The sequence below is a fragment of the Bacillus sp. 103mf genome, assembly GCF_900116295.1.
Classification (GTDB): Bacteria; Bacillota; Bacilli; order Bacillales; family Bacillaceae_G; genus Bacillus_A; species Bacillus_A bruguierae.
Genome location: NZ_FPAF01000001.1, coordinates 595659 through 607807, shown reverse-complemented (window position 1 = coordinate 607807; position 12149 = coordinate 595659). Strand labels below are relative to the sequence as shown.

The following is a 12149-nucleotide window of genomic DNA, read 5'->3' as shown; positions in this document are numbered from 1 at the left end:
TAGTGGAATGCTGCATAAAACAGCATGTTTTTGATGGAAAAGAAGACAGGAATATAGAATAATGTCTGAAAATATAAGAATATGAAATTTGTTATAATGACAGGATGAGGAGGAGAAACGTTCCATATTAGCGGCAAGAAAATGGAGGACTTAGATTAGATGAAACAAGTTAAAGGTATTTTAATTACAATCGTTGCAATCCTTTCTTTACTAATTGGTGTATACAAAATTTTGATAGTACCGGAACCAGAGAATAAGAAAGACGTAGCATACGACCAAATTCTTGAGTTTCCGAAAAAACAGTATCCTGAAACAGGAAATCATATTGAAAATGCAATACAAGAAGGTCATTCTAAAATTTGTACGATTGATCGAAATGGTGCTGCAGATAGAAGAAAGCAATCATTAGCTCCATATCCACCAAAGAAAGGGTATGATCGTGATGAATGGCCGATGGCGATGTGTAAAGAAGGCGGAAAAGGAGCACATATTGAATATATTAGTCCTGCAGATAACCGAGGTGCAGGTTCTTGGGTCGGTAATCAATTGGATCAATATCCAGATGGAACACGTGTGAAATTTATTGTGAAATAATATATTACCTTGTATGAAAGGAGTGAGGAGGGGGGAGTTAACAATTTCCTATTCGCAATTCATGTTGATGAATCAAGACATGACACCTCCACATGTAGACTGGACGGATAAGGATTTTGAAAGAGGCTATGCTGAGGCTGGGGGAGCAATTATATTTGAAGCACTATCTGATTATACGTGTGAAATAATGGTATATACTCAGAAGTTTGTAGAAAACAAAGAAGATTAAATAATAGTAATCCTCCTGCGATATACCACGAATATCGGAAAGCTTGAATAAGCTTGTATGTTTCTATGTCGCCTTGTGAACTCATAAATGTTGTAGCAACTGCAGCACCAAATGCAATTGCTACGTTTTGTAACATACGTTGTACAGCTCCAATCGTACCTTGTTTTTCTTTGGATACAGACGCCATAACTGATACAATATTAGCTGGTTGAAATATCCCTTCCCCAATTCCATATAGAAATAATAGACTAGCCATTATATACGATGACCAATGGGGATTTCCTCACAAAATCTTTATTTAAGGTTAATCCCATATAAGGGGCCTTTCCAACTCTACCATTCGTAAGTATTGTAAAAACTGACCCGTATGAACGGCATCATGATAGGCAATTCTTAAAAGCATGTCACCTAAATATCGTTGGTAGCCTACATCACTTCTATCAATAAGTCTTGACTCTAGTTCCTCCGTTGATATGGATTCAACATATTCTATAAAATCGTCAAAATACAATTGCGATAACTCGATCTCTTTTTCAACAGAAGTGATTGGTTTTTCATCACATGGGGTATATATGTCTGTCTTTATCAATCCGTTGTTCCTTAAGAGCATGTGATAATGGAAACTTGCACTCCACACATGACGAATCATCTCCCCAAAAGACATTGCTTCGTTGTCAGGTTTCCAAGAAAGCAAGTTATCAGGAAGAGACCTCCACAATTTGATAGAGCGCCTTCTTGTTTCCTTTAAATTTAATATACAAAGCTCAATTGTATTCATTATAAACTCCTCCTTGCTTGTGGATTTAAGATAATTGTATCAAATAGATAATTAGGGTATCATCGAAATATGAATGTATATCCGAATATCTCATATATAGCAAAACTAATTGCTGAACCTACAAGGGCAATAATTTTAGATTGTTTAATGAATGGTCAGGCTTTACCAGCTAGTGAATTAGCATATATGGCAAAAGTGTCACATCCAACAATCAGTTCTCATCTTTCTAAATTGGTCGAGGGTAATCTCCTTAATGTTGAACAACATGGTAGACATCGGTACTATAGACTTGCTAATCAGGAGGTAGCGGAAGCTCTTGAAAAATTAGGGACGATTGCACCAACTGCTCCAGTTCGCTCTTTGAGGCAGTCCGATCAACTAAAAAAAGTTCGTAATGCTCGAACATGTTATGATCATCTTGCAGGGGAGCTTGGTGTAAAAATAACAGAGGGGCTAATTGATAGACAACTTCTAACTCTAGAAGATGAAGAGTACGCTGTGACTGAGCAAGGGAAAAAGTGGTTTTTAAAATTTGGGATCAATATCGAAAAGGCTAATATAAAAAGGAGGATATTTGCAAAGCCTTGTCTTGATTGGAGTGAAAGACGTTATCATATTTCGGGGTGGTTAGGATCTGAAATAGCCAATCTTTTTTTTGAACAAGGATGGATTACAAAAGAAGAAAACAGTCGAGCAGTCCATCTTACAAACAACGGTAAAAAAGCCTTGCAAGATCAATTAGGTATAAACATAAATAAAAACGAAAGTAAGTCTGTTTAATTCTATTAGTCCGTCAAGTGATGTGATCTTTCATTGTAGGAGGAAATTTTATCCTAAAAAGGCTAGATATATTATTATTCCTTAACGTATGTTTTTGGTGGAACCCCTATAAGAAAGGTACAAATCAAGTTCAGTTTCAAATATAAAAGGTTCTAACATATTGTATATGACTAATATGTTAGAACCTCTATATTTTAAGTTTTTTTGAATTTAGGTCTTGATAACCAAGGGGCAGTAGTTTTCTATTTTATCTAGTGATTCGCGGACAGTGAGCCACACAGAGGGAAGCTTTAAGTTATTATTGCGCACTTGTTTGTAAAAGTTGACGTGCTTTTACAGCTGCTTTTACCATATGTGTTAGTGCGGGAATAACTTCTTCTGTTCTTCTTGTTTTTAAGCCGCAATCTGGATTAATCCAGAAATACTTTGGATCACACACCTTTAATGATTGCTCTACAATTACATACATTTCATCTATACTTGGTACACGTGGACTATGGATGTCATATACACCAAGACCAATTCCCTTTTCATATGGATGTTCTTTTAATGTATCAATAAACTCCCCGTGACTTCTTGATGTTTCAATGGAAATAACATCTGCATCAAGTTGACGGATTGCTTCTACGATATCTTCAAAATTACTGTAGCACATATGCGTATGAATTTGTGTTTCGTTTTCCACTGAAGAAGTAGAAAGGAGGAATGCTTGGACAGCCCATGTTAAATATGTTTCCCAATCTTTTTCTTTTAATGGCATTCCTTCGCGTAGTGCAGGCTCATCAACTTGAATGACACGAATACCGGATGATTCAAGTAATTTAATTTCATGGCGAAGTGCTAGGGCAATTTGATAAGCAACTTCTTTTCTTGGAATATCATTTCGAACGAAAGACCAATTTAAAATTGTGACAGGACCAGTTAACATACCTTTAACAACTTTTTTCGTACAACTTTGTGCAAATGCCGTTTCTTTTATTGTCATACCATTAATGAACGCAACGTCAGCATAAATAACAGGAGGTTTCACACAGCGGGAACCGTACGATTGTACCCAACCGTTTTTCGTAAAGGAGAAACCAGCAAGTTTTTCGCCAAAATATTCTACCATATCTGTTCGTTCAAATTCGCCGTGAACGAGGACATCAAGCCCAATTTCTTCTTGATATTGAATCCACTTTTTTGTTTCTTCTTCAATAAACCTTTCGTACTGTTCATTTGAGATATCGCCGCTGCGCCATTGTTTTCTCTTTTGACGAACTTCTTGTGTTTGCGGGAAGCTACCAATTGTTGTTGTTGGAAGTAATGGTAGATTCAGAGCTTTTTGCTGTAAGTTATAGCGGTTTTCAAATGAAAGAGGACGGGAAAAGTCTTCTTCTTGTAATGCTGATAGTGTAGATTGTACATCTTTACGATTACGAGCTGCTGAAGTACAAATGGCTTCGTGCACACGTCGATACGTTTGTAATTCATCAGAAATACTTTCTATTCCATGTACGAGAGCTTTTTGTAAAATAGTAAGTTCTTCTAGTTTTTGATATGCAAAAGCGAGCGCATCGTATAATTCGTGTACAAGGTGTGTTTCAGTTGTCTTGTCAATAGGGGTATGAAGTAAACTACAAGAAGGTTGGACAATCCATCCTTTCGGTTGCAAAGTTTCTTGCAATGTATGGAAAAGGGAGAGAATTTCGTCAAGGTTTGCTCTCCAAATGTTACGGCCATCTACACAACCGACCCCTAATACTTTATCAGATGGGAATCCATGTTGTAGTAAGGCGCGCAAATTCCCTTCTTTACCGTGTACAAAATCAAGCCCGATCCCAGTAACCGGGAATGAAATAACCTCTTCATAGTTTTCTTCTATGCTATCAAAGTACGTTTGTAGCATAATAGATAGATTTGGAACAGCTTTACAGATTGTTTCATACAAATTTCTTGCGATACTAACTTCTTGTTTTGATAGGGAAGTAAGGATTGGTTCATCAATTTGAACCCAGTGTACACCAGCATCTTGTAATTCTTGTAACAATTGAATGTACGGTTGTGTTAATTTTTGTAAAATGGTTGTGAATTGTTCTTTTTTATAACCCTTGGCTAAGCTTAAAAACGTATAAGGTCCTAATATAACAGGCTTACCATCAATACCTAGTTCTCGTTTTGCTTCTTCATATAAACGAAGTGGACGATTCTCTTTAAGGGAAATATGTAGATGATCCTCATATTCGGGAACGATATAATGATAATTTGTATTAAACCATTTTGTCATTTCAGAAGCAACGTGATCTTTTGAACCGCGTGCCATGCCAAAGTATACGTCAAGTTCCGATGTATACTTTGAAAAACGAGAAGGGATAAACCCCAGCATATATGCTGTATCAAGGACATGGTCATAATATGTAAAATCACCGATTGGAATGAGATCGATTCCTTTTTCTTGTTGTACTTTTAGATGTTGAAGGCGAATCTCTTTCATTTGTTTCACAAATTGTTGTTCATCCACTTTGTTTGTCCAAAAAGATTCTAAAGTTTTTTTCCATTCGCGTTGTAATCCAATTCGTGGATACCCTAAGTTACTTGTTAAAAGTGTCATTGTAAATTCCTCCCTAAATATAAGTAAGCATTTCCGTATACTCGGAAATGCTTTTAACGAAAAGTGGCCACAGAAGCAGAAAATACTTCTCTTTCGTTAAAAACACCTCCTCATCATCCGTGAGTCTATCAGTGCCGTTAAAATAGGCAGGTCTCCTGGCTCATGCATCAGCGATTTCGATCACCTTCCCGTTTTCACAGTGGTATATAGAAAGAAATCTTTGCACTTACAGTGGCGGGACCGCGTTGGATTTTCACCAAACTTCCCTTTTAAACACGAAAATATTTTTTCGTGTACCTATCTCCTTTTGGAAAGGAATGTAACTAGCGTAAATGATATTGAAACAGATTTTATCATAATATTTTAAAAATTGTCTACTATTTTTAAAAATAAGATAATTAATTTTGTTAAAACAAAAAATTTTCTAAATGCCACCACCAATGTGATGGTGGATATGTATGTGAAAAAACAGAGTAGGAACGATGTATTCGTTTATATATATCGTGAGCGTGATGAAAGAGTAATCGGTCATAGGAGAGTAGTTCCAGTTGTTCATTAGGGTGTAATGTATGGGACTGAAAAGCGATTTCGCTGCGAAGTATTAGTATGTATAAGATTTGTTTTTGTAAATAAGAATGATAGTATACGGAGAATCCGTATTGTTTAATTAAATGACCATTCATAAGATTTCACCTCCTTTATATATTTGTATTGTAATGAAAAAGGAGAGAGGTCACAAAAAAGAAAAATGGAAAGAAACGCTTCAGAAAATCCGTTTTTATAAATAGAAAAAACAGTCACTCTCGGTGACTGTTTATATATTTAATAGCCTAATTCTGTATGGATTTCTGAAAATTTTTCTACTCTTGTATATTTATATGTAAATCCACTTTGCCTTTTCAACATCTAAGTAGCTGCCGCGCAGAACAAAACGTGATCGTTACTTGCTTTCTCTCTTTGTTTTATACTTTGCACGTGGTAGGAAAAGGTTCTGACCGCTTCTATGCATGGCCAGATGCTCTCGCCTGCCTAAAAAAGAGGGTTTTTATGTCATTTTTTCAATTTGTATTTATATATAGCTGTATCCGGGAAATGTTAACTCACTTGTTTTTGTTTCTTGTTTGTTGGTGCAACTAATCGGTCTTTTCCCATTAATAAGATACATATAATGCTAAGTGATGCAGGAATAAGTGCCCATAAAAATGTGTCGGCGATAGAGTTTGCTAGCGCATCTTTAATGCCATGTAAAATTTCTGGTGGTATTTTTTCAGTGGCATTTGGAGATAATAAGAAACTTGTATCTCCGCCTTTTGGAGCCATTTTTGCTAGTTCTGGCGGGAAAATAGATTTTAGTTTATCTGTAAATGCATGATTTTGAATGGTACCAAAAATTGTTACACCAAGTGTCATACCAAGTGAACGGAAGAAAGAGTTTGTTGATGTTGCAGAGCCTCGTTCTCTCATACTTAAATTATGAATAGAAGCCATACTTAAGACCGAGAAGGAAAAACCAACGCCAAATCCAGCTAAAATCATAAAGACTGTTACCATTGCGCGTGAGGTATCTATTGTTAATGTACTTAATAAATACATACCAAGAATAAAGAAAATACCAGAGATAGTCATAATGTTACGATAACTTGTACGCGTTGCTAACTGTCCGCCTATTTGACTTCCGATAACAGATCCTACCATCATCGGTGTTAAAATTAGTCCAGCATTTGCTGCAGATCCACCAAGAACACCTTGAACAAAAATCGGAATGTAGACTGTGCAAATAATAAATGTTGCACCATAGAAAAAAGCAACGCCTTGACTTGCTGCAAATAAACGTTTTCGGAATAAATGGAAAGAAATAATCGGTTCCTCCACTTTTCGTTCAATAAAGAAAAAGATAAGAAGCATAACAGTAAATGTAGCAAATAAGCTAATAATTACACTTGAATCCCAAGCATACTCTTTACCACCAAGTTCTAAAGCAAACATGAGACAAACGATACCGATAATTAAAGTAACGGCACCTGCCCAATCAATTTTTTGTTTACTATATTGTAAAGATTCTTTATAGTATTTTGTAATTAGAAAGAGCGAGATAATTCCTAATGGGATATTAATATAAAATACCCAGTGCCAACTAATATAGTCGGTAATATACGCACCTAGCAGCGGACCAAACACACTTGACGTTCCAAAAACAGCTCCAAATAGTCCCGTCATTTTACCGCGTTTTTCCGCTGGGAAAATATCATACATAATTGTAAAGGCGATTGGCATAAGAGCTCCTCCGCCAATACCTTGAATTGCGCGGTATATACTTAATTGTTCAATGCTATTGGCAGTGCCGCAAAGCATTGAACCAACTAAAAAGAGAAGCAATCCTCCTATGTAAAACCGTTTACGTCCGTACATATCTGATAGCTTTCCGAAGATAGGCATTCCGGCCATAGTAGCTACCATATAGGCAGAAGTAACCCATACAAACTTATCAAATCCACCTAAATCACCTACAATAGTAGCCATTGCAGTAGCAACAATTGTATTATCCATTGACGCTAGTAGTATTCCAAGTAACAATCCAGTTACAACGAACTTTGTATTCCTTGCTTGCTTTTGAGTTATTTGTTCCTCCAAGCATAGCCCTCCTTTGTATACTAATAATAAAATGAAACTTCCATTATTATTTTTCCATCCCTACTCATGGTGAGTGCGGGATAAATTATATTATAGTCAAAATTGACTAAATAACAAATTATTTCTTTCAGTAAAATTATTTTGCTTTGTGCATGAATCTTTTAGTCAAAGATCACATATATTGTGGATTATTTGTTATTCAAAGTATTGACTTTAATTATAGTAGAAGTGAAGAAGGGAAATTATTCTTAACAAAACATATTATGAAAAATGATTCATAAACATAGAAAGCATGGGAAATTTTACGTGTTTTGTTATATGAGATATAGAGGGAAAATTACTATATATACAAGTTAAAAAACGACATAAAAACCCCTTCTTTTTAGGGGAGGACGAGAGCGTCTGGTCGTGCATAGAAGCGGTCAGGACCTTTTCCTGCCACATACGAGGTTTAAAACAAAAGGAGGAAGCAGAGCTAGACAAAGATAAACTTTCATCAGTAAGAGAGTTTTTATTCATAGTTAGTAGAGGATAAATAAATACAGGAAAAAGCTGTATATGATGTGCAGCTTTTTTAAATGATTTTTTCTTTTGTTTATCGAATACTATATAAAGTAAAGAGTACAAAAAGGATAAATTTTTGTCGGGGGCTGCTCATGGAAGAAGTAGAAGTGAGAACGTTATATATTCAATATGAGAATGGGGTGAATTTGTATGGTGAGATATTGCGGGGAGTTAGAAAACCGAAATAAGTTTACTTTGAGTATACAACCTGCTTTATGGTCAGGGAGTATTGATAAAGATTTAGCTTATAAGCAATACATTCCTCGTATAGAAGTAACGCTTACGGTGTGCGATGTGAAACAACACTCTTCGTTTTCAAACACTGTTTATTATGGAATTCAAGATATAATTGCTCTTCAAATTGAAGTAGATAATCAAGGAGAAGAAGCTGTTTCTCACATATGTGTCAGTCATATGATTAGAGATCAGTTGTCGTATGTACCTAATACTTTAACATCCGATAATGGGCAAAATGAATTTCTTTTTCAACTTGTTCGTTGGCGCATTGATAACTTATTACCGAAAGAAAAAGCACGTTTAGTATGGCAAGTAAAAGCTCTTCGTAACAGTATATCACCTTCTTTGCCTCTTCGGGCTACGTACACATTCCAACATAATCACCAAGTGTATGGACCATTGCAAACAAAGGAGGCTCTGCTGATAAAAAGGAATTATGAAACCTATTGAAAACGAATGTATGTATAAATACAAATTGAAAAAACGCCCTAAAAACCCCTTTCTTTTTTTGGAGACAAGAGTATCTGGCCATGCATAGAAGCAGTCAGGGCCTTTTCTTGCCAAATGCAAAAATAAAAATAAAGAAAGAAAGCGAGTACAGGTCATGTTTTGTTCTGCATAGCAGCGACTTATATATAATTATAAATAAGTGAAGAAGGAAATCGTCGATGTATCATTTCCTTCTTTTATGTTGAACCAATCGGGCGCATGCTCGCAGTTGTCCCCCATCTATCTACTCCGTTTTTCTCTGCACCTTGAGGTGGGGGTCCTACTGCCTACGAATAGCGGAATAAAATTTTTTCAGTTCCTTCTTATAGAGAGGTTCTTTTTATTTTGTTTAAATGATCTATCATACCTTTCGAGAGGACTCCCACCTCTAAACATATGTGAAGGTGGTAAGGTGAATCGAATCACTAAAAATTTAACAAAAGTGTTACAAGATGATATTGTACACATCACATTTATGTCTACGGGAGCAATATATCCATTAGAAGGATTTTCATTTGAAGAACTGTTAGAACTAGCGCAAACAGGTTTATATCAAAATAGGGATATGCAAAAAGTAGAATTATAACATTATTATTTTGAAACATTTTTTGCAGTTTTGTTACAAGATATTGTGTATTTTGTAACAACCCCCTTTAAAAATGGAGTTAATCATCATATAATAAACGATGGACGTATCAGTACATTTTGCACGATGATTTCTCATTAAAGTGTAGAGTTGGAAAGATCTCTACACTTTTCCTTTTGAAGATGTTTGGAAAATAATCGGAATTTATTATTGCGTCGATTCTTTTATACTGTGTAAAATGAAAAAAGTACAGATGTATAGAAAAATAGAAAGGAAATGATAGAATGGTAGACGTTACGAACCGTCGCTCTACAATAATTAAGCGATTGGGTATCGCTATTATCGTAATTTTTACTGTAGCAGCAGGTTTTTTTATGTTTCAATCCATTACTTCTCCTGCAAGAGCAGTTGCGAATCAAGAAAATACTGTTCAGTTTGCCGGTGAACAACCAAAAGTAGAATTGAGAAAAGAGGCACCAGAAAAATATAACGGTCAAATACGTAAAGTAGTATACTTAACATTTGATGATGGTCCAAGTGAATTTCAAAAGGAAATATTAGATATTTTAAAGAAGAATAATATAAAAGGAACATTCTTTATGATTGGTGGAAATATTCCAGCTCATAAGGATAGTGTAAAGCGTTTAGTAAAAGAAGGCCATTATCCAGGTGTTCATAGTATGACGCATAATTATAGCAAACTGTATAAAGAAGGTAAATTTGTTGAGGAAATGAAACAAGCTCAGGATATTATGAAAGAGGTAACAGGTATTCATCCGAGCCTTGTTCGCTGTCCATATGGAAGTATGCCGGGACTTACTCAAGCGTTGCGTGATCAAATGTTATCTGTCGGTATGAAAGAATGGGATTGGACTGTTGATTCTTTAGATTGGAAATTACCAGGAAATCCTAATGGGGTCATTCAAAATGTTGTTTCTCACGTTAATAAAGAACGAGAAGTCGTTTTAATGCATGAAAAGAAACAAACAGTGGAAGCTTTGCAAACAATCATTGATGATCTTCGTAAAAAAGGATATGAATTTGAAGTATACGATGAAGCAAATCATTTTCCATTAAATTTCTGGCATGATAATCGTATATAAAATAGGAGGAATTGAAGTTGAAATATAAAAAAGTAGCACTAGTAGCAGCTATATCAATGAGTTTACTTGCAGGTTGCTTCGGGCCTAAACCAGAAGAAGAGTTATATGTAGCATTTGAGAATGCTGCAAAAAAAGAAAAAACAGTCTTTGAAGATGCGAAAAAATTAGAAACATTAGAAAAGCAGGGGCAAGAATTATATGGCCAGATTGTAAAAGACGGAAAAGATAACAATCAAGTGGTAAAAGAGAAGTTAGATCAAGCTGTAAAAAGCGTTACTGATCGTGAAAAGGTGTTAGATAAAGAAAAGGAAACGTTAGATAAAGCACAAGCAGAAACAAAAGATGTTGATAAATATGTAAAGGAACTTAAAGATAAAAAGTTACAAGAACAAGCAAAGAAAGTACAAGATGCATATAAAGGCCGTTATGATGCCTTCAAAAAGATGTATGATAACTATAAAAAATCATTAAAACTAGAAAAAGAATTATATACGATGTTGCAAGCGAAAGATGAAAAATTAAAAGCGATTAGTGAAAAGGTGAAAGTTGTAAATCAATCTTATCAAGAGATTGACTCTCCAAAAAATAAATTTAATGAATATACAAAGCAGTATAATGAAGAAAAACTGTCTTTCTACAAGCAAGCAAATATTAAAATAAAAGAAGATAAAAAATAAAGAAGCTTTGGCCGTTTCGGCCAAGGCTTCTTTATTTTTTTGTGTAAGTACGACGATACCAAGGAGTTGGTTCGCTTAACTTTTTTTCTTGTTGAAATGCCTCTTTTCCAATATACTGCTGGAGCATTTTTTTAGCAGAGGTTAAGGATAGATGTGTTTTTGGGTTTCGATATGCACAATCAAGGTTGCCGAGATGTGGAAGGTTACGAAAATCGTCTTTCGTAGGAGGGATATGGAAGTAATAATTACCTGCTCGGACAAGAACGTCAGATTGTTGCTGACTAAACCGTGGGTTTTTAGAAAAATGTAAACCTTCTTTCGTAGCTTGTTTTTCTGCAATTAATCGTTCTAAAGCTGTTTTTTTTAACCAATATAAATATTTCGGATTTGTAGCAGATTTAGCATGTCGGTTGACACTGAAAATTGCTTCAGCAAGTTGATGAACCGAAAATTGATTATAGGAACGAGACTGGGGTTGTGAAGATTTCATTTTAGCACTCCTTTCCTGTCTACATTATCATAATTCAATAAAAGTTAGCAATTTTTCTATGTAGAAAGCTAATATAAGTATTTTCAATATTAAAGCAATGTTGTGACAAAAAACAACTATTTTGTATAATATATAAATACAAATTGAAAAAACGACATAAAGACCCTCTTTCCTTTTGGATGAGGCCATGCATAGAAGCAATCAGGACCTTTTCCTGCCACATGCAAGGGTGAAACCGAATACAGGTCATATTTTGTTTTGTATAGCAGTGATTTATATAGTTATATCTTTTTTAAAAGTAAGTCAATACTTTTATTTAATTGAGAGGAAAAACTGGAAAGAGTCTTTTATTCATTTATGTGCTTTTATGCTATGGTGGATGAGTTTTGTAATTTTAAAAA

The 12149-nt window shown here is 35.0% G+C and carries 12 protein-coding genes, 1 pseudogene and 1 riboswitch; of the genes and pseudogenes, 7 read left to right on the top strand and 6 right to left on the bottom strand.

The window, feature by feature from the left end; all coding sequences use genetic code 11:
* The first annotated feature begins 159 nt into the window (after positions 1–159).
* Entirely contained in the window at positions 160–594 is a 435-nt protein-coding gene (locus BM350_RS02970) for a NucA/NucB deoxyribonuclease domain-containing protein (RefSeq protein WP_090914224.1), read from the top strand.
* A gap of 13 nt (positions 595–607) precedes the next feature.
* A pseudogene (gene comJ / locus BM350_RS02965) lies at positions 608–820 on the top strand (competence protein ComJ); the annotation flags it as partial.
* Here comJ and BM350_RS02960 read toward each other — a convergent pair.
* Complete coding sequence (locus BM350_RS02960) at positions 744–1079, bottom strand: MFS transporter (RefSeq protein WP_244547930.1); 336 nt, start codon at positions 1077–1079, stop codon at positions 744–746. The pseudogene comJ and the gene BM350_RS02960 sit on opposite strands and share 77 nt — an antisense overlap.
* Before the next feature lie 48 nt (positions 1080–1127).
* Positions 1128–1601: a DinB family protein gene (locus BM350_RS02955; RefSeq protein ID WP_090914227.1), complete on the bottom strand. Its 474-nt coding sequence runs from the start codon at positions 1599–1601 to the stop codon at positions 1128–1130.
* Between the two features lie 69 nt (positions 1602–1670).
* On the opposite strand from BM350_RS02955, the gene BM350_RS02950 reads away from it, so the two are divergent.
* Positions 1671–2381 carry an ArsR/SmtB family transcription factor gene (locus tag BM350_RS02950; RefSeq protein WP_090914229.1) on the top strand — a complete coding sequence of 237 codons (711 nt, stop codon included), beginning with the start codon at positions 1671–1673 and terminating at the stop codon, positions 2379–2381.
* A gap of 298 nt (positions 2382–2679) precedes the next feature.
* On the opposite strand, the gene metE is transcribed toward BM350_RS02950, so the two are convergent.
* From metE to BM350_RS02935, 3 genes are all read right to left on the bottom strand, one after another.
* Entirely contained in the window at positions 2680–4971 is a 2292-nt protein-coding gene (gene metE, locus BM350_RS02945) for a 5-methyltetrahydropteroyltriglutamate--homocysteine S-methyltransferase (RefSeq protein ID WP_090914231.1), read from the bottom strand.
* Between the two features lie 127 nt (positions 4972–5098).
* Positions 5099–5287, bottom strand: a riboswitch (cobalamin riboswitch).
* Between the two features lie 91 nt (positions 5288–5378).
* Complete coding sequence (locus tag BM350_RS25995) at positions 5379–5654, bottom strand: hypothetical protein (protein WP_139207616.1); 276 nt, start codon at positions 5652–5654, stop codon at positions 5379–5381.
* Between the two features lie 412 nt (positions 5655–6066).
* Positions 6067–7602, bottom strand: coding sequence for an MDR family MFS transporter (locus BM350_RS02935; RefSeq protein ID WP_090914235.1), 1536 nt, complete (start codon positions 7600–7602; stop codon positions 6067–6069).
* Between the two features lie 714 nt (positions 7603–8316).
* On the opposite strand from BM350_RS02935, the gene BM350_RS02930 reads away from it, so the two are divergent.
* The 4 genes from BM350_RS02930 (at position 8317) to BM350_RS02920 (ending at position 11258) form a co-directional block, all read left to right on the top strand.
* Positions 8317–8853 carry a hypothetical protein gene (locus BM350_RS02930; RefSeq protein WP_090914237.1) on the top strand — a complete coding sequence of 179 codons (537 nt, stop codon included), beginning with the start codon at positions 8317–8319 and terminating at the stop codon, positions 8851–8853.
* Between the two features lie 451 nt (positions 8854–9304).
* Positions 9305–9478, top strand: coding sequence for a hypothetical protein (locus BM350_RS26735; protein ID WP_170857640.1), 174 nt, complete (start codon positions 9305–9307; stop codon positions 9476–9478).
* A gap of 284 nt (positions 9479–9762) precedes the next feature.
* Positions 9763–10581, top strand: coding sequence for a peptidoglycan-N-acetylglucosamine deacetylase (locus BM350_RS02925; RefSeq protein WP_170857639.1), 819 nt, complete (start codon positions 9763–9765; stop codon positions 10579–10581).
* 56 nt (positions 10582–10637) lie between these two features.
* Entirely contained in the window at positions 10638–11258 is a 621-nt protein-coding gene (locus BM350_RS02920) for a YkyA family protein (RefSeq protein WP_139207626.1), read from the top strand.
* Positions 11259–11289: 31 nt separating this feature from the next.
* Here the strand turns inward: BM350_RS02920 and BM350_RS02915 are convergent, their stop codons facing one another.
* Positions 11290–11748, bottom strand: a complete 459-nt coding sequence (locus tag BM350_RS02915; RefSeq protein WP_090914240.1) for a YkyB family protein — start codon at positions 11746–11748, stop codon at positions 11290–11292.
* Between the last annotated feature and the right edge of the window lie 401 nt (positions 11749–12149).

Bases quoted from the DNA above. Each gene is read 5' to 3' on its own strand.
- BM350_RS02970 (WP_090914224.1), top strand. From the start codon at position 160: ATGAAACAAGTTAAAGGTATTTTAATTACAATCGTTGCAATCCTTTCT.
- BM350_RS02960 (WP_244547930.1), bottom strand. From the start codon at position 1,079: ATGGCTAGTCTATTATTTCTATATGGAATTGGGGAAGGGATATTTCAA.
- BM350_RS02955 (WP_090914227.1), bottom strand. From the start codon at position 1,601: ATGAATACAATTGAGCTTTGTATATTAAATTTAAAGGAAACAAGAAGG.
- BM350_RS02950 (WP_090914229.1), top strand. From the start codon at position 1,671: ATGAATGTATATCCGAATATCTCATATATAGCAAAACTAATTGCTGAA.
- metE (WP_090914231.1), bottom strand. From the start codon at position 4,971: ATGACACTTTTAACAAGTAACTTAGGGTATCCACGAATTGGATTACAA.
- BM350_RS25995 (WP_139207616.1), bottom strand. From the start codon at position 5,654: ATGAATGGTCATTTAATTAAACAATACGGATTCTCCGTATACTATCAT.
- BM350_RS02930 (WP_090914237.1), top strand. From the start codon at position 8,317: ATGGTGAGATATTGCGGGGAGTTAGAAAACCGAAATAAGTTTACTTTG.
- BM350_RS02925 (WP_170857639.1), top strand. From the start codon at position 9,763: ATGGTAGACGTTACGAACCGTCGCTCTACAATAATTAAGCGATTGGGT.
- BM350_RS02920 (WP_139207626.1), top strand. From the start codon at position 10,638: ATGAGTTTACTTGCAGGTTGCTTCGGGCCTAAACCAGAAGAAGAGTTA.
- BM350_RS02915 (WP_090914240.1), bottom strand. From the start codon at position 11,748: ATGAAATCTTCACAACCCCAGTCTCGTTCCTATAATCAATTTTCGGTT.